This window comes from Nocardiopsis sp. NPDC057823 (assembly GCF_042797335.1).
GTDB lineage: Bacteria > Actinomycetota > Actinomycetes > Streptosporangiales > Streptosporangiaceae > Nocardiopsis > Nocardiopsis changdeensis.
The window spans coordinates 33622-54418 of the sequence record NZ_JBHVLR010000010.1; the positions used below are offsets into that span (position 1 = coordinate 33622).

Below are 20797 nucleotides of genomic sequence, written 5' to 3' on the forward strand. Positions count from 1 at the left end.
GAACCCCGCGGCCCCCGGCCCCACCGACCCCGAGACCCCTTCACCCAAGAGGAGAACCACCATGGGAAGCAGCCACTGGTCCACCGACGCCTACCACGCCCGCAAGGCCTACAACGCCTCCGCCGGACGCAGCGACTTCGGCTACACCGACGACGTGCTGTCGTCCGTCCCCCGCAGCAAGTGGAAGGTCCACGAGAAGCTCGACCCCAAGGGCGTCGCCTTCCGCGAGAGCCGCGACTCCGACGAGCACCCCGAGTCCCTGGCCATCTCGGTGCTGTTCGACGTCACCGGCTCGATGGGCCGCGTCCCCCGCGTGCTCCAGACCAAGCTGCCCGCGCTGTTCGGCCTGCTGCTGCGCAAGGGCTACGTGGAGCACCCGCAGATCCTGTTCGGCGGGATCGGCGACGCCACCTGCGACCGGGCCCCGCTCCAGATCGGGCAGTTCGAGTCCGGCAACGAGCTGGAGGAGGACCTGAACAACATCCTGCTGGAGGGGGGCGGCGGCGGACAGGTCACCGAGTCCTACGAGCTGGCCATGTACTTCATGGCCCGGCACACCGCCATGGACTGCCTGGACAAGCGCGGCCGCAAGGGCTACCTGTTCCTCATCGGCGACGAGAAGGCCTACGGCAAGGTCAAGGCCCGCGAGGTGCGCGAGGTGATCGGCGACGACCTGGCCGAGGACATCCCGTTCCCGCAGATCCTCGCCGAGCTGCGGCGCAGGTTCGAGGTGTACTTCATCATGCCGAGCGGCAGCAGCCACTTCACCAACGACGCCGTCCGGTCCTTCTGGGACGAGCAGCTGGGCCAGAACGTCATCCACCTGGAGGACCTGGGCGCGGTGTCGGAGACCATCGCGGTGACGATCGGCCTGTCCGAGGAGGCCATCGACCTGGAGGAGGGGCTGTCCGACCTCGCCGACGCCGGGTCCGACGCCGGCGGCGTCGTGGGCAGGGCGCTGGCGCCGCTGGCCGGTCCGCGCGGCTCGATCGTGCGCTCGTCCGGCCTGCCCGGCGGCGACGCCTCGGCCCCGGGGACGGACCGGCTGTGAGCGCCCCCGCGTGGGCCGACACCTCGGCCGTCGTCGTCGACCTGGGATTCGGCGACGCGGGCAAGGGTGTGACGGTCGATCTGCTGTGCGCACGGCGGCGCTACGGCGCCGTCGTGCGCGCCAACGGGGGCGCCCAGGCCGCCCACAACGTGGTGGCCCCGGACGGACGCCACCACACGTTCTCCCAGTTCGGGGCGGGGACCCTCGCCCCGGACGGGCCGGTGCCCACGCACCTGTCCCGGCTGATGGTGGTGGACCCCCTCGCCCTGGCCGCCGAGGGCGCCCACCTGGCGTCCCTCGGCGTCCCGGACCCGTTCGGCCTGGTCACGGTGGACGAGCGTGCGCTGATCGCCACCCCCTGGCACCAGGAGGCCAACCGGATCCGCGAGCGGGCCCGGGGCGGCGGCCGCCACGGGTCGTGCGGGATGGGCGTGGGCGAGGCGATGGCCTACGCCCTGGCCCGGCCCGGGGACGCCCCCACGGCCGGCGACTGCCGCACGCCCGCGGTGCTGCGCCGCAAACTGCACCGGCTGGCCGACCACCTCGACGCGCTCCGCCGCGAGCTCGGCGACGGGTCCCGGACGTCCCCGGACGTCGAGGACTGCGTCGCGGCGTACGGGGGGTTCGCCCGAGGGGTGCGCATCGTGGACGAGGCGTACCTGCCGGGCCTGCTGGCCCGCGCCCCGGTCGTGTTCGAGGGCGCCCAGGGGGTGCTGCTGGACGAATGGCACGGGTTCCACCCGCACACCACCTGGTCCACGACCACCACCGCGAACCCGCTGGCGCTGCTGGCCGAGGCGGGCCGCCCCGGCGACGCCCGCCGGATCGGGGTGGTGCGCGCCTACACCACGCGGCACGGGGCGGGGCCCTTCCCCACCGAGGACCCGTCGCTGGCCGGCCTGCTGCCCGAGCCGCACAACGGGACGCACCCCTGGCAGGGGGCGTTCCGGGTGGGCCACCTGGACCTGGCGGCCCACCGGTACGCCCTGGCCGCCACCGGCGGGGTGGACTCCCTGGTGGTGACGCACGCCGACAGCGCCGCCGCGGCCGGCGGCCGGCTGCGGCGCTGCACCGGCTACACCGACCGGGCGGGGCGGCCGCTCGTGCCCACCCCGGGCGACGCCCCGGCCCCCAGCCACCCGCTGCACCCGGCGCCCGGCCCCCTGGACGCCCGCGCCGACGCCCACCTGCGCCGCCAGGCGGCCCTGGCGGACGCCCTGGCCGCGGCCCGGCCCGTCCTGGCCGACGGCCCCACGCCGCCGGAGGAGATCGCCGACGCCCTGGGAACCCCGCTGGAGGCGGTCTTCTCCGGCCCCACCCGCGACGACGCCCGGATCACCGCCCCGGCCTGACCGTCCCCGCAGGACAAGAAGGACCCTCCCGATTGTCGGTTCCCGACAAGACCCCCCACCCGGGAAGGGCCCATGGTGGTGGCCGACAACCATGGGAAATGAGGTCGAACGGAAATGACGGACCACGTGCTGGTGGTGGGTGCGGGAGTGGTCGGACTGTCCACCGCCTGGTTCCTCCAGGAGCACGGCGTGCGGGTCACGGTCGTGGACCGGGACGGGGTCGGCGCGGGCGCCTCCTGGGGCAACGCCGGCTGGCTCTCCCCGAACCTGGCGATCCCGCTGAACGAACCGGGCGTCCTGCTCCAGGGGCCGCGCTCCCTGGTCGACCCCGACGCGCCGCTGTCGATCCCGCCGACGGCCTCCCCCGCCCTGTGGGCGTTCCTGCTCCGGTTCGCGGCGAACTGCCGGTGGCCGTCCTGGGAGCGCGCGGTCCGCGCGAACCTGCCGCTGAACACCGCCTGCCTGGAGGCGTTCGACGAACTGGAGAAGGCGGGGGTGGCGACCACCGCGGTCTCCGCCCCGGTCACGGCGCTGTTCCGCTCCCCCAAGGCGGCGCTCGTCCTGCTGCACGAGCTCGACTCTCTGGGCCTGGAGGTGGAGCGCGCCGCGCTGGCGGAGGACGACGCGCACGCCCTCGTGCCGCAGGCGGCGGGGTCGATCCGCGCCGCCGTCCGGCTGGCGGGCCAGCGCCACGTCGACCCCGGGACCCTGGTCCGCAACCTGGCCGCGTCCGTACGCGAACGCGGCGGCGTCGTCCGCGACGGCTTCGAGGCGGCCGCCGTGCACCGCTCGGGTTCGACGATCACGGTGGTCTCCGGGACCGGTGAACCGCTGCGCGCCGACGCCGCGGCGGTGTGCACCGGGGCCTGGGCCGACCGCCTGCTGCGGCCCCTGGGGGTGCGGCTCCCGGTGCGGGCGGGCCGCGGGTACTCCTTCACAGTGCCCGTCGAGGAACCGGTCCCGGGCCCGGTCTACCTGCCCGAGGCGCGGGTGGCGTGCACGCCCTACCGCGGGGCGCTGCGGGTGGCGGGGACCATGGAGTTCCGGGGGCCGGACGACGCCCTGCGTCCCCGCCGGGTCGAGGCCATCGTGCGCTCGGCCCGCCCCTTCCTGAGGGGGGTCCGCTGGTCGGAGCGGAGCGACGTGTGGGTCGGCCCGCGCCCGGTCACCCCGGACGGTGTGCCGCTGGTCGGCGCCACCCGGGTGCCGGGCGTGTACACCGCCACGGGCCACGGCATGTGGGGGCTCACCCACGGCCCGGTCACCGGCCGCCTCCTCGCCGAGCGGATCGCCACCGGGCGCGCCCCGTCGGCGCTGGCCGCGCTCGATCCCCTGCGCTGACGCCGGGGCGCCCTCAGACGGCGGTGAGGTGGTAGGTGGTGTCCACCCAGAAGCCGTCGCCGGTGTCGGCCTTGATCTCCAGGACGTAGCCGCCCGGGCTGAGCCCGGCGATCCCGCCCCACAGGCCCCACGTGCACCACCGGGTCCACAGCGGGGCGCGGAACGTCCCGGCGAACTCCTGGAGGGGCAGCGGCACACCGTTGAGGTGTGCCGCCGCCCGCTCGACCGGCATCGACCGGGGCCTGCGGGAGTACGTGGAGTCGTGGTACATGTTCAGCACCGGGAAGAACACCGGGCACCCGGCGGGCACCTCGCAGCGGCGCACCACCCGGCCGCCGTAGGTGCCGGCCAGGAACCACAGGCCGTCGGGCTGGTTGACCGCGGCGTGGGCGCCGGTGGGGTCCTGCACGGGGTCGCGCCCCTCGGGGGCCGACCACACCCACTTCCACCAGCGGCCCGAGAGGGCGACGCCCTCGCGCTCGCCGATCCGCCACGTCCCGTCGGGCACGACCTCGCCCATGGCACCTCGTTCCTCGCGTCCGGCCGCCCTGGGGGTGGGACGGCACGAGGATGGTACCGATGACCCTTTTGTTCCGATTGCCCCGGGTCACCCGATAGCACCCCTTCCCGGTCCGAGGGGCGGGAACAGGGCCGTGCCGTTCACCGCGGGGCCCGGGCCCCCGGCCTAGGCTCGCGGTATGACGACTTCACTCGGCGATCCCCGGGTCCGCGAATTCCTGAGCGCCGGCACCCGTACCGGCAAGCTGGCCTACACCGCCTCCGACGGCAGGCCGCTGGTGGTGCCGGTGTGGTTCATCGTCGAGGACGGGGAGATCGTGTTCAACACCGGCGCGTCCACGGCCAAGGGCCGGGCGGTCGGCCGCGACCCGCGGGTGGCGCTGTGCGTGGACCTGGAGGAGCCCCCGTACGGGTTCGTGCAGGTCCAGGGCGAGGCGAGCGTCTCGCAGGACCCCGGCGAACTCCTGCGCACCGCCACCGCGATCGCCGCCCGCTACATGGGCGAGGACAGGGCGGAGGAGTACGGCCGCCGCAACGGCGTGCCGGGGGAGCTGGTCGTGCGCATCCGCCCGACCAGGGTCGTCGCCGGGTTCGACATGGCGGACTGAGCCGCCCCCGGACGCCGGTGGCCGCACTCCCGGGCGGGGGTGCGGCCACCGGCGTCGTGACGGGTCGGTCAGCCGAGCTCGGCCATGACCTCGTCGGGGATGTCGGCGTTGGTGAAGACGTTCTGCACGTCGTCGGAGTCCTCCAGGACGTCCACCACGCGCAGGACCTTCTTGGCGGTCTCGGCGTCCACCGGGACCTCCATGGTCGGCAGGAAGCTGGACTCCGCCGACTCGTAGTCGATGCCCGCCTCCTGGAGCGCCGTGCGCACCTGGACCAGGTCGGTGGCCTCGCAGACGATCTCGAAGGCCTCGCCGATGTCCTCGACCTCCTCCGCGCCGGCGTCCAGCACCGCGAGGGTGACGTCGTCCTCGGTGGTGCCCTCCTTGGGCACGATCACGACGCCCTTGCGGTTGAACAGGTACGACACCGATCCGGCGTCGGCCATGTTGCCGCCGTTGCGGGTGACCGCCACGCGCACCTCGGAGGCGGCGCGGTTGCGGTTGTCGGTGAGGCACTCCACGAGCAGGGCGACGCCGCCGGGGGCGTAGCCCTCGTACATGATGGTCTGCCACTCGGCGCCGCCGGCCTCTTCACCGGAGCCGCGCTTGCGGGCGCGCTCGATGTTGTCGAGGGGGACCGAGTTCTTGCGGGCCTTCTGGATCGCGTCGTAGAGCGTCGGGTTCCCGTCGGGGTCACCGCCACCGGTGCGCGCGGCCACCTCGATGTTCTTGATCAGCTTGGCGAAGAGCTTGCCCCGCTTGGCATCGATGACGGCTTTCTTGTGCTTGGTGGTGGCCCACTTGGAGTGGCCGCTCATGCGAGTCCTTTCACGATGTCGACGAAGAGGCGGTGGATACGCGCGTCGCCGGTCAGTTCGGGATGGAAGGACGTGGCCATCAGGCCGCCCTGTCGTACGGCGACGATCCTACCGGCCTCGTCGGGGCCGGGGACGGTGCCGAGCACGGTGACGTCCGGGCCGACCTCCTCCACCCAGGGCGCCCGGATGAACACCGCGTCGAACGGTCCGCCGTCCAGCGCGTCGATACGGACACCGGTCTCGAAGGACTCGGTCTGGCGGCCGAACGCGTTGCGGCGCACCGTCATGTCGATGCCGCCGACCGTCTCCTGGTCCGCGGTGCCCCCCAGGATACGGTCGGCGAGCATGATCATCCCGGCACACGTCCCGTAGGCGGGCATCCCGGCGCGGACGCGCTTGCGCAGCGGTTCGAGCAGCCCGTACCGCACGGCCAGCTTGGACATCGTGGTGGACTCGCCGCCGGGGATCACCAGTCCGTCCACGGTGTCGAGGTGCTCGGGCGAGAGGACCTTGACGGTGTGCACGTCGAGGGTGTCGAGAACGCGCTGGTGCTCGGCGACGTCCCCCTGGAGGGCCAGGACGCCGATGGTGGGTCTGTGGGTCACGTACGTCCTCACTCTGTACTGCCTGAACGGGGGGACGGGCCCGGGCGTCCGCCCGGGCCCGGGGCCGCTACCAGCCGCGCCCGGCGTACCGCTGGGAGTCGGACAGCTCGTCCAGGTTGATGCCGACCATGGCCTCGCCCAGGCCACGCGAGACGCGCGCGATGACGGCGGGGTCCTCGTAGTGGAGGGTGGCCTGCACGATGGCGTCGGCGCGCTTGGCCGGGTCGCCGGACTTGAAGATGCCCGAGCCGACGAACACGCTCTCCGCGCCGAGCTGGCGCATGAGCGCGGCGTCGGCGGGGGTGGCCACACCGCCCGCGGAGAACAGCGGAACGGGGAGCCTGCCCAGCTCGGCCACCTCCTTGACGATGTCGTAGGGGGCGCGCAGCTCCTTGGCGGCGCCGAACAGCTCGGCCTCGTCCAGGGTGCCCAGGCGCTTGATCGCCGCGCGGATGGACCGCATGTGGCGGGTGGCCTCGACGACGTTGCCGGTGCCGGCCTCGCCCTTGGAGCGGATCATGGCCGCGCCCTCGGCGATGCGGCGCAGGGCCTCGCCCAGCTCGGTGGCGCCGCAGACGAACGGCACGGTGAACGCCCACTTGTCGATGTGGTGGGCCTCGTCGGCGGGGGTCAGGACCTCGGACTCGTCGATGAAGTCGACGCCCAGGCTCTGGAGGACCTGCGCCTCGACGAAGTGGCCGATGCGGACCTTGGCCATGACCGGGATCGAGACGGCCTCGATGATCCCGTCGATCATGTCGGGGTCGGACATGCGGGCCACCCCGCCGTCCTTGCGGATGTCGGCGGGGACGCGCTCCAGGGCCATGACCGCGACGGCGCCGGCGTCCTCGGCGATCTTGGCCTGGTCCGGCGTGACGACGTCCATGATGACGCCGTTCTTGAGCTGCTCGGCCATGCCCCGCTTGACGCGCTGGGTACCGACTGCGCCGTCGGGGGTGGTCGCTGCGTTGTCAGCCACGGTGGTGGACTCCCGTCCCATCAGGTGTTTCCAGGGGAATGGGCGCGCCCGGACGGCGGCCGGCGTTCGCGCGTTGGGGGCGCGCGGACGCCTCGGCGCCGCGCACCCCGGGTCTCCCGGACCACCATGGTAGTTCCTCCCCTTCCGGGGGGCTTTGGCCAGATAGGCGTTTTCCGGGGCCCCGGCCTTACAGGGTGTCGGGTGCGGCCACCGGGGCCGGGAGCTCCGGCGGCCGGTCGTCGATCTCGAAGAAGTCGGGCAGCGGTGCCCCGCCGGCCAGGCGGAACAGCCGGACGACCCGGGAGCGGCGCGCCCGGCGGGTGTCGGCGACGGCGGCGTTGTAGAACACCCGGGCCAGGTGGACGCCCCTGGCGGCGGAGGCCGTGGCGGGCAGCAGCCCGGCGGCGTCGGCGGCGCGCAGCGCGGCGGGGTCGGCCAGGGTCCGGCGCAGGGAGTGGGACAGGGCGCTCTCGGCGGGTTCGCCGCCGTCGGCGGCGTCGGCGGCCGGGAGCAGGGCGGCGGCGTGGACGGGGCCCAGCACGCGGGCCAGGCGGAGGGCGGTCTCCCTGCGCCGGTCCAGGGCGGTGCGCAGCCCGGCCCGGGACAGGTCCACGCGCTGGTGGAGCCGGTGCAGCCGGGTGGCGCGCCAGGACAGGTAGAGGGCGCAGGCGATCACGGCGACGAGGGCGCCGACGACCACGAGAACCGCCAGGGCCTGCTCGCTCACGGTGCGCACCCCCTCGTTCCCAGGTTACGGACCGGGGCCGCGTCAGTGGGTGCGGACACGCTCCCCCGCCAGAACGGTCTCGTAGACGGACACGATGTCGGCGGCGACGGTGTCCCAGTCGTAGGCCCGGACGGCCTCCCGGGCGGCGCGGGACAGGGCGGCCCGGCGGTCGGGGTCGTCGAGCAGGGCGTCGGCCCGGCGGGCCAGGTCCGCGGCGTCGCCGACGGCGAACAGCTCGCCGGCCCTGCCGCCGCCCAGGACGGCGGAGAAGGCGGGGATGTCGCTGGCCAGGAGCGCGGCCCCGGCGGCCATGGCCTCGGTCAGGACGATGCCGAAGCTCTCCCCTCCCAGGTTGGGGGCGCAGAACAGGTCGGCGGAGTGGTAGGCGCGGACCTTGTCCCCGTCGTCGAGGCGGCCGGTGAGGACGATCCGCTCGCGCAGCCGGTCGGGCACGGCGGCCAGCGCCGGACCGGGGTCCCCGGGGCCGGCGACCAGCAGGCGCAGCCCGGGCCGGTGCGGGGCGAGCCGGGTGAACGCCTCCAGCAGCACGGCCAGCCCCTTGCGGGGTTCGTCCAGGCGGCCCAGGAAGCCGATGGACCCGCCCTCCCCCGGGAACCCGGGCAGCGGCCGGGCGTCGGCGAACCGGCGGACGGCCACCCCGTTGGGGATGAGCACGGCGTCGCCGCCGAGGTGTTCGACCAGGGTGCGGCGGGCGGCCTCGGAGACCGCGATGCGGGCGTGGACCTTCTCCAGGGCCGAACGCAGCGCGTGGGAGCCGGCGGCCATCGCCCGCGAGCGCGGGTTGGCGGTGTGGAAGGTCCCCACCAGGGGGCCCTCTGCGGCCCAGCAGGCCAGCAGGGAGACGCTGGGGGCGGCGGGCTCGTGGATGTGCAGGACGTCGAACCCGCCCCGGGCGATCCACCGGTGGACCCGGGCCGCCGTGCGCGGCCCGAAGCTCAGCCGGGCCACGGACCCGTTGTAGGGCACGGGCACGGGGCGCCCGGCCGGGACGAGGTGGTCGGGCAGGTCGGCGGCGCCGTCGCCGACCGGGGCCAGGATCGAGACCTCGTGGCCGCGGGCGATGAGGGCGTCGGCGAGGTCGCCGACGTGCTGCTGCACCCCTCCTGGGACGTCCCAGGAGTAGGGGCAGACCAGGCCGATCCGCATGCCCATGGCCTACCCGGCCCGCCCGCCCGCGCGCGTCGGGGCCTCCGGCGCGGCCCCGGCCTCCCGGCGGGCCCGGAGGGCGCGGTCCGCGTCCAGGTCGCTCACGAAGACCGGCTGGAGCATGTGCCAGTCCTCGGGGTGCTCGGCGATGGCGCCCTCGAACACCCGGACCAGGTCCTGGCTGGTGCGCCGGATCCGCTCGGAGCGGGTGGCGCCCTCCGCGACGGGGACCTCGTCGTGGATGCGGATGCACCAGTGGGGACCGTCGTACCACAGGGAGACGGGCAGCAGGGCGGCCCCGGTGTTCATCGCCAGGGCGGCCGGGCCGGTGGGGACGCGGGCGGCCTCCCCGAACAGCTCGACCTCCACGCCGGTGCCGCTGATGTCGCGGTCGGCGAGCAGGCACACCAGGCCGCCGTCGCGCAGCCGGCGGGTGAGGGTGCCCACGGTGCCGACGGCCCCGCCGGTAAGCGGCAGCACCTCCATGCCCAGGGACTCGCGGTGGGCGGTGAAGCGCCGGTACAGGCTCTCCGGCCGCACCCGCTGGGCGACGGTGGTGAGGGGGATGCCGCGCAGCGTGATCCACGCCCCGGCGTGGTCCCAGTTGCCCATGTGGGGCAGGGCGACGACGGCTCCGCGGCCGTCGGCGATGGCCTTCTCCAGGGTCTCGACGCCGGTGGCGCGCGTGTCGCCGAGGATGCGCTCGGGCGTCATCGCCGACAGCCGGAACATCTCGTAGAAGTAGCGCATGTAGGAGCGCATCCCGGCCCGGGACAGGGCGCGCAGCTGGGCGTCGGTGGCGCCGGGGCCGACCAGGCGGCGCAGGTTGCGCTCCAGGCCGCGGGTGCCCTCGTCGTGGGTCCGCCAGGAGCGGTCGGCCAGGTGGCGGAACACCGCCCGCCCCGCGCCCTCGGGGGCGCGGCCCACGGCCGCCCATGCCGCCGCGTAGGCGGCTGCGGCCACCCGTTCGTCCACGTCGTGCCCCTTCCGGTGTCTAGCGCTGGTTGCCGGGTGCCGGTTCGGCGCCCTCGTCGGTGTCGTCGAGGAGGTCCGGGGCGGTCCCCTCCGCGGGCTCCGCGCCGGCGGCGTCCTCCTGCTCCCGCTCCCTGTCCCGGGCGTCGATCTCGTTGAGCCGCGCCCGGGTCTCCAGCAGGCGCTGGAGGATGGTCAGCAGGCTCATGCCGGCCAGCACCCACAGGCCGCCCGCCAGGACGTAGGGGACGCCGAACTCGCTGAGGGCCACCGACACCAGGATGACGATGAGGCGTTCGGTGCGCTCGGCCACGCCGACGTCGCAGTTGACGCCCAGGCCTTCGGCGCGGGCCTTGATGTAGGACACCATGAACCCGCTGATCAGGCAGAACAGGGTGAGTCCGGCGAGCAGGGGGTCGTCCCCGCCGGCGATGAACCACCACAGCAGGCCCGCCAGGATGGCCGCGTCCGCGATGCGGTCGAGGCTGGAGTCGAGGAACGCGCCGAAGGCGCTCTCGGAGTCCTTGGCCCGGGCGACGGCGCCGTCGAGCATGTCGAAGAGCACGAACACGGTGATGACCACCGAGCCCGCGTACAGCTGGCCGCGCGGATAGAAGTAGAGGGCACCGGCCACGACGCCGGCGGCACCGATGATCGTGACGATGTTGGGGGTCAGGCCGATCCGGGCCAGGCTCCGGCCGAGCGGAGCGGTGACCCTGGAGACCAAGGGGCGAAGGATTCTCAGCATGTCGTCTAGTGCACCTCCACCGGCGTGTGCCGGGGATTTCCTGGCGCACGCGACGCCCCGCCGGCCGACGGGCCTGCGGTCCGTGCGCGATCGACGCCAGCCGGGACGGCACCGGCCCGGATGTCTGGGGTTCTGGGAGGTACCGCGCGTGCGCGCACGGGGCGCGCACGGCGATGATCCTAACAGTCGGCCGCGGCGATACGCCGCGAACGGCGCGTCCCCGCACCGGACGAACGAATCTCGTGTCCGCCGGGTTCCACGGCCCCTACCCCGGTCCGCCGGGATCAGTCCGAGGGCCAGTGTCCGGCGAGCCGTTCCCGGGTCTGCTCCAGGAGCTCGGGGAGCACCTTGGTGTGGCCGATGACCGGCATGAAGTTGGTGTCGCCGCCCCACCGGGGGACGATGTGCTGGTGCAGGTGGGCGGCGATGCCGGCCCCGGCCGCCGACCCCAGGTTCATGCCCACGTTGAACGCCTGGGGGCGGTAGGCGGCGGTGAGGGCCCGGATCCCCTCCTGGGTGAGGGTGGCGACCTCGGCGGTCTCCTGCTCGTTGAGGGCGGTGTACTCCGACACGTGGCGGTAGGGGCACACCAGCAGGTGGCCGCTGTTGTAGGGGTACAGGTTGAGGACGACGTAGGCGCTCTTGCCGCGGTGCACCACCAGGCCCTCGGGGTCGCTCAGGCCGGGGGCCCGGCAGAAGGGGCAGCCGTCCTCGGGGCGCGGGCCGGAGGGCTTGTTCTCGCCCTTGATGTAGGCCATCCGGTGCGGGGTCCACAGCCGTTCCCAGCCGTCGGGCTCCCCCGCGCCCGCGCCGGGGGCGCCGCCCCGCTCCTCGTAGCCGCTGCCGTCCGTCATCGCCGACCCCTCCGCGCCGTCGTGCCCTGTCGCGGACCCAGCATAGAAGCGCCGGGGAGGTGGCGGCGGCCACGGGCCGCGGACCTCCCCGGCGGGGCGTTCAGAGGCCGAGCAGGGTGCGCAGGTGCCGGGGGGCGAGCGGGCCGTGGGCGAGCAGGGCCCGGGGCCCCGCCCCGGGTCGGGCCCGGGACAGGTCCGCGAGCAGCGCGGCGGTCTCCCGGCGGGCGATGTACCGGGCGGCCGCGGGGAACACGGCTGTGCGCACCCCCTGCCAGATCCGGTCGGCCTCCTCGACGTCGTGGTGACCGCGCACGGTGAGCATGCCGATCGCCTCGGGCTCGGTGAGGTCGCCGGTGTGCAGGCGGACCTCGACGACGGCGGCCAGGGCGTCGCGCAGCCGGTCCAGGGCTGCCAGCAGGCGCAGGGCCCGGTCGGCGCGGACCCCCTCGGCGTCGCCCGGGCCGCCGCCGGACCAGCCCCGGCGGGCCAGCTCGTCGGCCGCGTGCGCCTCCCAGCCCAGGACGAACAGCGGCGCGGGCAGCAGGGCGCGCACCGGCGGCGCCCCGTCGGCGGGGGAGGGAGCGCAGGTCAGCGCCTGGGCCCGCGCCACCAGCCGGGTGACGCGCAGCCGCAGGTCGTGGCGGTGGTGGCGGGCGCGGTGGTCCAGGCGGGCCACCGGGTCGGCGTCGGGGGCGGGCGGGGTGCCGGACACGAGGAGGGGGCGCCGGGCGCCGGCGTCCTCCGCGAGGGGGCGGGGCGGGTCCAGCCGGAGCGGCGACGGGTGCTCGCCGCGCGGGGGGACCAGGTCCGGGGGCGGGCCGGCGGGGACGAGGCCCAGCTCGGCGAGCCGGGCGTGCGCGTGGTCGAGGGCGCGCCGGGTCTCCCCGTGGGCGCTCCCCCATTCCACGGGGTCGGCGGCCAGGCCGGCCAGGGCCTCCTCCACCTGGCCGGCGTGCGGGGCGCGGTCGCACAGGCGGGCGGCGGCGTCCGCGACCTCCTCCTCGGCCTGTTCCAGGGCCTTCTCCGCGTCCGTCGGCGCCTCCACCGCGTCGGGGCCGGTGTCCAGGGTGTGCCGCAGCAGGTCGGTGTAGGAGCCGCCCAGGCGGTGTTCGGGGACGCGGGGGCCCGCGGCCCGGCGCTGCGCCAGGCCGTGGGCGGCGAACAGGATGTGGCCGCGTGCGGCGGAGGCGACCCGGTGGCAGGCCATCAGGGCCGTGGTCCGCTCGCCGGGGGCCGCCGAGGCGGGTGAGAGCACCACGCGGACCCGGGATTCGAGCTCGGTCTCCAGGTGCTCTCCGACGCGCATCGCGGCGGTGAGGTGCGCGGGCGGGACGCCGGGGCCCTTCTCCAGCCGGGCCAGGAGTGCGCCGGTGTGCCCGGGGATCTCCAGGGCCGCGGCGAGGACGGCGTCGCGGTACTCCGCCTCCGGCAGCCGGACGTCGTCCAGGAGTCCGGCCAGGGCCGCGGCGGGGTCGTGGGCGACCGGGTTCCAGGTCTGGGGGCGCAGGTCCGCGGTGCGCCACAGCAGGGCGGCGGCGCGGGCGCGCAAGACGTCCCGGTCGACCGCCTCGTCGGGCGTCGCGCGGGCCGGGGCGGCCCCTTCCGCCTCGTGCAGGGCGCGCCGGTACAGGGCGGTGCGCCGCCCGTCCCCTTCCGGGCTCCGGTCGTCGAAGAACCACCCGGGGGCCGCCGGGTCACCGAGGGAGCGGGCCCAGGAGGGGTCGGCCGCCCGCAGGGCCTTCAGGGCGCGTTCGGCGGCCGCGGGGAAGGGGGACGGGAGGCGCAGGCGTGCGGTGGGTCGCCGCGGGATGCTCATGCCGTCACCCTGCCACGCACGCGGCGGCCTCCCCCGGGGCCTGACCGGCTCCGGACGGTCCGGTTCCGGCCAGGCCCCGGGCGGGGCGTTCAGAGGCCGAGCAGGGTGCGCAGGTGCCGGGGCGGCGGGGAGCCGTGCGCCAGCATCATGTCGTGCCGCTCGCGGTCGGACCGGCCGGGGTGGACGGCGGCCAGGTCGCGGGCGATGTCCGCGACCTCGGCCTGGCCCACGTAGTAGGTGGACAGCTGGGCGCTGGTGAGCAGGGCCCGGCGCCACTTCCCGGCGGCCTCGCCCTCCTCCTGGTGCCCCCGCCCGACGAGCAGCGACATCGCCTCGGCCTCGGTGAGGTCGCCGGTGTGCAGGCGCACGTCCAGGATGGCGTTGAGGATCATCCGCAGCCGCATCTTGAGCTGCACCAGCCGCAGCACCGCGTTGTCCGCGGGGTCGTCGGACCAGCCGTGGCGGGCCAGCAGCTCCTCGGCGTAGACCGCCCAGCCCTCGACGAAGGGGCCGCTCCACAGCACCCGGCCCACCCGCGTGCCGCCGCGGTGGCGGGAGGCGTGGGCGAGCTGGAGGGCGTGGCCGGGCACCGCCTCGTGGACCATGAGGTTGCGCAGCAGCCCGGCGTTGTACTCGCGGAAGAACGACTCCCGGCGGGCGGCGGGCCAGTCCCTCGGGGGCGGGGAGACCGCGACGAGCGTGGGGCTCTGCGCGGCCCGGGGGTCCAGCGGGCCGGGCGGGTCGCAGTAGGCGACGGCGATCCCGCGCCGCGACTCCGGCATGGGGATGACGCGGACGGGGTCGTCGTACACGGTGACCAGGTCCAGTTCGCGCACCCGGCGGTCCAGGTGCGCCAGGGCGTCCTCGCACAGGGGCCGCACGGTGTCCGGGCCGGTGGCGTTCTCCGCGGCCACCCGGGCCAGCGCCTCGGCGGCCAGCCCGGGGGCGGGCGGGCGTCCGAGGTAGGCGGACGAGGCCTCGGCCAGGGCCTCCTCGGTGGCGATGAGATCGCTCTGGGCGCGGACCAGCAGCGCCTCGGGGGACAGTTCGGAGTCGAGGGTGTACCAGAGCCGGGCGGCGTAGACCCGCTCGCCCAGGCGCGGGTCGGCGGTGGCGGACTCCAGCCGTCCGCTCAGCCACTCCCCGTACTCCTCCACCGCCCCGAGGGCGGCCTCCAGGGCGTTCTCCAGGTCGGCGGGGGCGGCGTCGGGCTCCCGGGCCGCCAGGGCGGCCACGCCGTCGGAGAGGAGCGTGCGGGTGCCCTCCAGCTGTGCCAGGGCGGTCTCCACATGTACCCGGGACATGCCGGGGCCGGACCCCAGGCGCTCGCGGGCCACGGCCAGGTGGCCGGGCAGGGCGGAGCAGCGCGCGGCCAGGGCCGCCAGCCGGTCGGCCACGGGGAGCCGCTCGCGCTCCACCAGCGCGTACACGGCGTCGCCCGGGGAGTGCTCCAGGGGGTCGTGGGAGAGCGGGCGCAGCTCGGCGGTGTGCCACAGTTCGGAGCCGATCCGGGCGCGCAGGACCTCCAGGTCGACCCGGTCGCCCGGGGAGAGCAGGTCGTCGTCGATGTCGTCGAGGGAGCCCAGGGCGTCGGTGAAAAGGCGCGCCCGCCGTGTGTCGGCCTCCTCGGAGCGGTCGGTGAGGCGGTCCGCGCCGCGCGGGTCGCCCAGGTCCAGGGCCCACTCCGGGTCCTCGTCGAGGAGGGCGTCGAGCACGCGCTCGGCGACCTCGCGGAAGCGGCCGGTCATCCCCGGCTCGGGATGGGAGGAAGAGCTCATCCGGACATGATGCCAGGCAGCACGGACGCCCGGTTCCCGTCTGGCGGGAACCGGGCCGTGCACTGTGCGGGACCCCGGCCCGAATCGGCCTCCGCTAGCGCCAGGAGTTCTGGCCGCCGGTGGAGGTGGGCTGTCCTGCGGCGCCCTCGGGGTCCCCCACCGTGATGGCGTGCTCGACGAGGGTGATGAGCGTCGACTTGGTGGAGGCCCGGTCGCGGGCGTCCACCTGGACGATCGGGATCTCCGGGCTGAGCGTGAGCGCGTCCCGGACCTCGTCCGCGGCATGGGGGTAGTACCCGTCGAACCCGTTGATCGCCACGATGAAGGGCAGGCGCGCCTCTTCGAAGTAGTCGATCGCGGGGAAGCAGTCCGCGAGGCGGCGGGTGTCCACCAGGACCACGGCGCCGATGGCGCCCTTGACCAGGTCGTCCCACATGAACCAGAACCGGTGCTGTCCGGGCGTGCCGAACAGGTACAGGATCAGGTCCGAATCGAGAGACACACGGCCGAAGTCCATGGCGACGGTCGTGGTCTGCTTGTCCGGCGTCTTGGCGAGGTCGTCGACCCCGACGCTGGCGCTGGTCATGACCGCTTCGGTGGTCAGCGGCACGATTTCGGAGACGGAGCCCACGAATGTCGTCTTCCCGACACCGAAGCCCCCGGCGACGACGATCTTGACCGACGTCATCGCGTTCCCCCCAGCACCGCCTTCCTCGGCCGGGCTAGAGCTTGCGAAGTCCACTGAGCACCCTTTCAAGCAGGTTGGTGTTCGGGCGGGCGTCGTTGTTGAGCGAAGACCTGATCTGGACCAGTCCCTGCTCGGACATGTCCGCCACAAGCACCCGCGCCACGCCGAGCGGCATCCGCAACAGCGCGGAGATCTCCGCCACGGAGCGCCACTCCCGGCACAGGTCGCTGATCGCCTGCCATTCGGGCGTCAGCGTGCCCGACTCGTTGAGGGCCGTCGTCGTCGTCGAGATCAGAGCTTCGAGGGGAAGCTGCGACTTCGGCTTGGTACGGCCCTTGGTCACCGCGTAGGGGCGGACCAGAGAACTGGGCGCGCTTCCCGCAGCGGATCGTTGATCGTACGGTTGTTGGATAGGTCGAGGAACATCTCCGCCGCCCGGAACCGCCGGGATCCCCCCTGTGGGGGGACCGCTCGGCTGTTGTCCGAACCACGAGGCGCTCCCGGCATCTCTACTGTGAGGTGCCACCACTTCCTCCTGTCGGTGGTGGATCAGTGGATTCCCGAGGTGCGCGCCGCTGGTGTCAGCGCCCGCCCCGCCCGCTCGACGAGCAGGGTCATCTCGTACGCGACCAGACCGAGGTCGCTCTCCGCGGAGGCCAGTACCGCCAGGCAGGAGCCGTCGCTGATGGCCATGATGAGCATCAGCCCCCGCTCCATCTCCACGACGGTCTGGGCGACCGCACCACCCTCGAACACCCTGGCCGCGCCCTGGGTCAGGCTGGACAGGCCGGAGGCGATCGCCGCCAGCTGGTCCGCGCGGTCGGCCGGGAAGCCCGCGGACGACGCCAGCGGCAGACCGTCGGACGAGACGACGATCGCGTGGGCGACATCGGGCACCCGGTCGGCAAAGTCAGTGATCAACCAGTTGAGTTCATTCACCTGTCGACTCATCTGATCTCCTGTCCAAGTTCGCCGGCTGGTCTCTTCGGCACTGCTACCGCCGGCACGGCATGTGACAGCACTGCCTCTGCAACTGCCCGGACCCTCCCGTGGGGGTGGTCGGGAGCCTGGTGTTCGATTCTCTTCGAGCGACGGGTGTGACGCGTCCGAGAAGCTCGGTAGATGCTATTGCATCCGGCTTCCCTGAATAAGAGGGACCCTGCCCCGCCGTTGTCCACTCCGGTCACCCCTCCGACTGCCCGTCGCCCAGGCGGCTGCGGCCATCGCGGACGCCCTTCTGGAAGCCCGAGAACCGGTTGCGGACGCGATCGGCGCTGCGGGTCGGCATCTGCTTGAAGTTCTCCGGCTTGGGGGCGGTCCCAGGGACAAGGTTTGCCTTGGGAACCCGTTTTGGCAACCCCGAGGTGGTCAGGCCGCCCGCGATGGGCTCGGCCGCCGACCGGGCGGCCTTCCAGCCGCGGTCGGCCGCGGAGTTCCACTCCTGCTCGGAGCGGGTCTCCGGTTCGGCGGTCCGGGCGGACTGCGGCGCCGCGGTCGCGGAGGGGGCCGCCGGGGCGGCGGGCGCCGCCGGAACCTGGCGGATGGGGCCGGTCTCCGTCGCGTCCACCGTGGGGCCGCCGCCGGTGCGGCGGCGGAACCAGTTGGACTCGATGGCGTCGAAGATCGGCAGGGAGTCGTTCTCCTCGCCGCCCGGCGTGGGCGGGACGACCGTGTTGCCGGCCGGGCCCTGGGCCGCGCCGTAGCGGCGGGACAGGTAGGCCGTGGAGCCGTAGCCCTCGCGGTTCTCCCCCGCGCCGTTGCCCGAGCGCCAGGAACCGGTCTCGTTCGCGGCCGGGGGCCGCTGCCCGCCGGTGGTCCAGTCCGTGGAGGACGGGGCCGCCGGGGCGGACGAGGCGGAGACGGCCGGGAAGGTCTCGGTGTCGGACTCGTCCCGGCGGCGGCCGGCGTCGGCCGAGGAGCCGTTGCCCGAGAGGGCGTCGGACGAGGGGCGCTCGGAGCGTCCGCCGCCGAAGGCGTCGTAGCTCTCGGGCTCGGGGCGGCGGAACGCACCGGTGTCGGACGGGCGGCGGAAGGCGCCGGTGTCCGCGGGGCGGTCGAACGCGCCGGTCTCGGAGGGGCGGTTGAAGGCCCCGGTGTCGGCGGGCCGGCTGAACGAGCCGGTGTCGGTGGAGCGGTCCACGGGGCGCTCGAAGAGCGATCCGCCGGTCTCCTCGCGCGGCGCCGGGTCGAAGAGGCTGTGGCCGGTGCTCTCGGGCGCCGGCGCGGTCTCCTCCGGGGTGTCGTAGGGGTCCACGACACGGCGCTGGGAACCGGTCTCGCCGGAGATCGCGCCGGAGCCGCTGGTCCCCCAGACGTCGGAGCCGGTGCTCTCGGTCCCGGCGGAGGAGCCGGAGTTCCACAGGTCCTGGCCGCTGGGCGGGTGCTCGTCGGCGCGCGAGGACGTGCCGGGCTGGCGCTTGGGCAGTCCGGCGCCCAGGTCGGTGCCGGCGCCCTGGGTCTGCCAGGTGTCGGTCGGCTCGGGCGCGGCCGGGCCGGAGGCGAAGGCCGCCTCGGCGTCGGCGTAGGTGTCGGGGGCCGCCGCGGAGAGCTCCAGGCGGCTGTCGGCGCCGCCCAGGGCGTGCTGGCCCTCGACCGGGGTGATGAGCAGGTCCGGCGGGAGGACGACGACCGCGGTGGTGCCGCCGCCGTGCGCCTCCTTGAGGTTCATGCGGATGCCGTGGCGGTGGGCCAGGCGCGAGACCACGAAGAGGCCCATGCGGCGCGAGACCGCGACGTCGATGACCGGCGGGGAGGCCAGGCGGGCGTTGATCGCCGCCAGGTCCTCGGCGGCCATGCCGATACCGCTGTCGGTGACGTCGACCTGGACGCCGCCGTTGTCGAGGGTCTTGGCGCTGACCAGGACCTCGGTGTCGTGCGGGGAGAACGAGGTCGCGTTCTCCACCAGCTCGGCGACGAGGTGGATGACGTCGTTGACCGGGCGGCCCAGCACCGAGATGTGGGAGGGGGCGCGGACGTTGACGCGCTCGTACTGCTCGACCTCGGAGACCGCGCCGCGCAGCACGTCGACCAGCGGGACCGGCTGGGCCCACTTGCGCGTGTTGTCCTGCCCGGAGAGGACCAGGAGGTTCTCGTTGTTACGGCGCATGCGCGTCGCGAGGTGGTCGAGCTGGAACAGGTCGGACAGGCGGTCGGAGTCCTGCTCGGACTGCTCCAGGCCGTCGATCAGTCGCAGCTGCCGTTCCACCAGGGTCTGGCTGCGGCGGGACAGGTTGACGAACATCGCGTTGACGTTGCTGCGCAGGGCGGCCTCGTCGGAGGCCAGTGTCAGGGCCACGCGGTGGACGTCGTCGAAGGCCCGGGCCACCTCGCCGATCTCGTCGTGCGTGTCGACCTCGATCGGGGTGACCTTGACGTTCTCGGGGACCGCCCCGGCCTCCTGCATCCGGTTGATCGCGTCCGGCAGGTCGCGCTCGGCGACCCGGCGGGCGCCGTCCTCCAGGGTGCGCAGCGGGCGCACCAGGGAGCGGACCACCAGGGAGGTGAGGATGAACACGGCCAGGAGCACGCCCGCGACGACGACGAGGTCGATCAGGGCGCGGGTGAGCGCGGTGGCGCGCAGCTGGGCGGCGTCGTTCTGGATGCCCTCGGCGACCTGCTCCTCGACGTCCTGGAGCTTGCCCAGGGCGACGCCGGCGATCTCGATGTAGTCGTCGGGGCCGTCGTTGGAGGTGACGCCGCTCAGCGGCGCGTTGCGCTCGGCGCGGTACATGACGCGCATGCGCATCGTCGAGACCTGGCTGACCTGGAGGCCGGTGAAGTTCTCGTCGAAGATGTCGCGCTGGGTGGGCGAGGCCGCCTGGACGAAGTTGGAGATCTCGTTGTCGTAGCGCGCGCGGCTGGAGTCGATCGCCTCGGCGATACCGCCGGTCATCGAGTTGCGGTAGAGCGAGTGGCCCATCAGGGCGGTCTCGTACGACAGCTGGTCGCGGGCGTTCGACAGGGCCGTCAGCGTGCGGACGCTCTCACGCAGTTCGGTGTCGCCGGTCTCGTCGGCGATCGTCTGGTTGAACTCGGTGAGCGAGCGCGTGATGGTGCGGTACTTGGTGACGACCGGCAGCACCGTGATGCGGGTGTCGTCGACCTCGTCGCGCAGCGAGTCCAGCGTGGTGAGCTGGGTGCGCATGTTGTTGAGGCGCGTGTTGGCGAGGCTGCCGTCGACCTCGCCGATGTCCTCCAGCCGCGCGTTGAGCGTCTGCTGGAGGTCGAGGGTGGCGGCGCGCTCCTCCTCCAGGGCCTGGCGCTTGTCTTCGGAGCGGCGCGCCGGGTCCGGGTCGTCGGAGATGTAGACCGCGCTGGCGCTGCGTTCGCGGCCGAGCTGGTTGGCCAGCTGCACGATCAGGACGCCGACCTCGGCGCGGTCCTCGATGTGCGCGTGGGTGACCGTGGAGACCGCGGCCTCGTAGACCCGCAGACCACCGAGGGCGAGAGCCACGGCGGTGGGGATGACGATGAGGGCCACCAGACGGGAACGCACCCGCCAGTTACGTGGCCTCCACCAATCGGGACTGCGCTGGGGCGCGGCATCGGCTTGTTCGGCCTGCGCTGCCTCGCTCTGCGCGCCGGCCCCGTTTTTCGTCGCTCGTGTCGACACGGACCCTCGCAACCTTTCGTGTCACCGCCGTGAACGGCTGTCGGTACCCAGGGCCGACCGCTCCGACCCGAGCAGCACTCGGGCACATCGGCATGGACCACTGGTGGCCACCGAACCGGTAAGCGGTGGGGAATGTGGGGAGATGTGAAGACTGTCCGCCGG

The 20797-nt window shown here is 74.2% G+C and carries 19 protein-coding genes; 4 read left to right on the top strand and 15 right to left on the bottom strand.

Annotated features, from left to right (window positions below; translation table 11 throughout):
- Positions 1–61 precede the first annotated feature (61 nt).
- From ACFVNO_RS17510 to ACFVNO_RS17520, 3 genes are all read left to right on the top strand, one after another.
- Positions 62–1051 (top strand): hypothetical protein, encoded by a 990-nt coding sequence (locus tag ACFVNO_RS17510; protein WP_355260036.1) that lies wholly within the window; start codon positions 62–64, stop codon positions 1049–1051.
- Entirely contained in the window at positions 1048–2403 is a 1356-nt protein-coding gene (locus ACFVNO_RS17515; RefSeq protein WP_378893754.1) for an adenylosuccinate synthetase, read from the top strand. The genes ACFVNO_RS17510 and ACFVNO_RS17515 overlap by 4 nt, the downstream gene beginning before the upstream one ends.
- A 114-nt stretch (positions 2404–2517) precedes the next feature.
- Positions 2518–3744, top strand: coding sequence for an NAD(P)/FAD-dependent oxidoreductase (locus ACFVNO_RS17520; protein ID WP_378893757.1), 1227 nt, complete (start codon positions 2518–2520; stop codon positions 3742–3744).
- Positions 3745–3757: 13 nt separating this feature from the next.
- Here the strand turns inward: ACFVNO_RS17520 and ACFVNO_RS17525 are convergent, their stop codons facing one another.
- Entirely contained in the window at positions 3758–4264 is a 507-nt protein-coding gene (locus ACFVNO_RS17525; protein ID WP_355260030.1) for a hypothetical protein, read from the bottom strand.
- Between the two features lie 178 nt (positions 4265–4442).
- Between ACFVNO_RS17525 and ACFVNO_RS17530 the strand changes: the two genes are divergently transcribed.
- Entirely contained in the window at positions 4443–4871 is a 429-nt protein-coding gene (locus ACFVNO_RS17530; protein ID WP_355260027.1) for a PPOX class F420-dependent oxidoreductase, read from the top strand.
- A gap of 68 nt (positions 4872–4939) precedes the next feature.
- On the opposite strand, the gene ACFVNO_RS17535 is transcribed toward ACFVNO_RS17530, so the two are convergent.
- The 14 genes from ACFVNO_RS17535 to ACFVNO_RS17600 all read right to left on the bottom strand — a co-directional run bounded on the left by ACFVNO_RS17535 (position 4940) and on the right by ACFVNO_RS17600 (position 20518).
- The gene (locus ACFVNO_RS17535) at positions 4940–5689 is read right to left on the bottom strand and encodes a YebC/PmpR family DNA-binding transcriptional regulator (RefSeq protein ID WP_220562556.1); all 750 of its coding nucleotides are present in this window, start codon (positions 5687–5689) and stop codon (positions 4940–4942) included.
- The gene (gene pdxT, locus ACFVNO_RS17540) at positions 5686–6294 is read right to left on the bottom strand and encodes a pyridoxal 5'-phosphate synthase glutaminase subunit PdxT (protein ID WP_355260024.1); all 609 of its coding nucleotides are present in this window, start codon (positions 6292–6294) and stop codon (positions 5686–5688) included. Before pdxT ends, ACFVNO_RS17535 begins: the two co-directional genes overlap by 4 nt.
- A gap of 67 nt (positions 6295–6361) precedes the next feature.
- Positions 6362–7273, bottom strand: a complete 912-nt coding sequence (gene pdxS, locus ACFVNO_RS17545; protein ID WP_355260021.1) for a pyridoxal 5'-phosphate synthase lyase subunit PdxS — start codon at positions 7271–7273, stop codon at positions 6362–6364.
- A gap of 187 nt (positions 7274–7460) precedes the next feature.
- Positions 7461–8000, bottom strand: coding sequence for a hypothetical protein (locus ACFVNO_RS17550; protein WP_370634565.1), 540 nt, complete (start codon positions 7998–8000; stop codon positions 7461–7463).
- Between the two features lie 42 nt (positions 8001–8042).
- On the bottom strand, positions 8043–9173 hold the full coding sequence (locus ACFVNO_RS17555) for a glycosyltransferase family 4 protein (RefSeq protein ID WP_355260018.1): 1131 nt from the start codon (positions 9171–9173) through the stop codon (positions 8043–8045).
- 3 nt (positions 9174–9176) lie between these two features.
- A complete protein-coding gene (locus ACFVNO_RS17560; protein WP_355260015.1) occupies positions 9177–10142 on the bottom strand; it encodes a phosphatidylinositol mannoside acyltransferase in 966 nt (321 codons plus the stop codon).
- Positions 10143–10161: 19 nt separating this feature from the next.
- Positions 10162–10866, bottom strand: a complete 705-nt coding sequence (gene pgsA, locus ACFVNO_RS17565; protein WP_355260266.1) for a phosphatidylinositol phosphate synthase — start codon at positions 10864–10866, stop codon at positions 10162–10164.
- Positions 10867–11171: 305 nt separating this feature from the next.
- Positions 11172–11741: an HIT domain-containing protein gene (locus ACFVNO_RS17570; RefSeq protein WP_355260012.1), complete on the bottom strand. Its 570-nt coding sequence runs from the start codon at positions 11739–11741 to the stop codon at positions 11172–11174.
- 100 nt (positions 11742–11841) lie between these two features.
- Positions 11842–13557 (bottom strand): DUF885 family protein, encoded by a 1716-nt coding sequence (locus ACFVNO_RS17575; RefSeq protein ID WP_378893765.1) that lies wholly within the window; start codon positions 13555–13557, stop codon positions 11842–11844.
- A gap of 89 nt (positions 13558–13646) precedes the next feature.
- On the bottom strand, positions 13647–15335 hold the full coding sequence (locus ACFVNO_RS17580; RefSeq protein WP_355260006.1) for a DUF885 domain-containing protein: 1689 nt from the start codon (positions 15333–15335) through the stop codon (positions 13647–13649).
- Positions 15336–15429: 94 nt separating this feature from the next.
- The gene (locus ACFVNO_RS17585) at positions 15430–16023 is read right to left on the bottom strand and encodes an ATP/GTP-binding protein (RefSeq protein ID WP_017572034.1); all 594 of its coding nucleotides are present in this window, start codon (positions 16021–16023) and stop codon (positions 15430–15432) included.
- Positions 16024–16057: 34 nt separating this feature from the next.
- Entirely contained in the window at positions 16058–16474 is a 417-nt protein-coding gene (locus ACFVNO_RS17590; protein WP_370634665.1) for a DUF742 domain-containing protein, read from the bottom strand.
- Positions 16475–16572: 98 nt separating this feature from the next.
- Positions 16573–16974 (bottom strand): roadblock/LC7 domain-containing protein, encoded by a 402-nt coding sequence (locus ACFVNO_RS17595; RefSeq protein ID WP_073376201.1) that lies wholly within the window; start codon positions 16972–16974, stop codon positions 16573–16575.
- A gap of 232 nt (positions 16975–17206) precedes the next feature.
- Positions 17207–20518, bottom strand: a complete 3312-nt coding sequence (locus tag ACFVNO_RS17600; protein WP_355260000.1) for a nitrate- and nitrite sensing domain-containing protein — start codon at positions 20516–20518, stop codon at positions 17207–17209.
- Positions 20519–20797: the final 279 nt, after the last annotated feature.

Coding starts and splice junctions, on each gene's coding strand:
- ACFVNO_RS17570 (WP_355260012.1), bottom strand. CDS start 11,741: ATGACGGACGGCAGCGGCTACGAGGAGCGGGGCGGCGCCCCCGGCGCG.
- ACFVNO_RS17535 (WP_220562556.1), bottom strand. CDS start 5,689: ATGAGCGGCCACTCCAAGTGGGCCACCACCAAGCACAAGAAAGCCGTC.
- ACFVNO_RS17510 (WP_355260036.1), top strand. CDS start 62: ATGGGAAGCAGCCACTGGTCCACCGACGCCTACCACGCCCGCAAGGCC.
- ACFVNO_RS17585 (WP_017572034.1), bottom strand. CDS start 16,023: ATGACGTCGGTCAAGATCGTCGTCGCCGGGGGCTTCGGTGTCGGGAAG.
- ACFVNO_RS17530 (WP_355260027.1), top strand. CDS start 4,443: ATGACGACTTCACTCGGCGATCCCCGGGTCCGCGAATTCCTGAGCGCC.
- ACFVNO_RS17575 (WP_378893765.1), bottom strand. CDS start 13,557: ATGAGCATCCCGCGGCGACCCACCGCACGCCTGCGCCTCCCGTCCCCC.
- ACFVNO_RS17580 (WP_355260006.1), bottom strand. CDS start 15,335: ATGAGCTCTTCCTCCCATCCCGAGCCGGGGATGACCGGCCGCTTCCGC.
- ACFVNO_RS17555 (WP_355260018.1), bottom strand. CDS start 9,173: ATGGGCATGCGGATCGGCCTGGTCTGCCCCTACTCCTGGGACGTCCCA.
- ACFVNO_RS17520 (WP_378893757.1), top strand. CDS start 2,518: ATGACGGACCACGTGCTGGTGGTGGGTGCGGGAGTGGTCGGACTGTCC.
- ACFVNO_RS17525 (WP_355260030.1), bottom strand. CDS start 4,264: ATGGGCGAGGTCGTGCCCGACGGGACGTGGCGGATCGGCGAGCGCGAG.
- ACFVNO_RS17595 (WP_073376201.1), bottom strand. CDS start 16,974: ATGAGTCGACAGGTGAATGAACTCAACTGGTTGATCACTGACTTTGCC.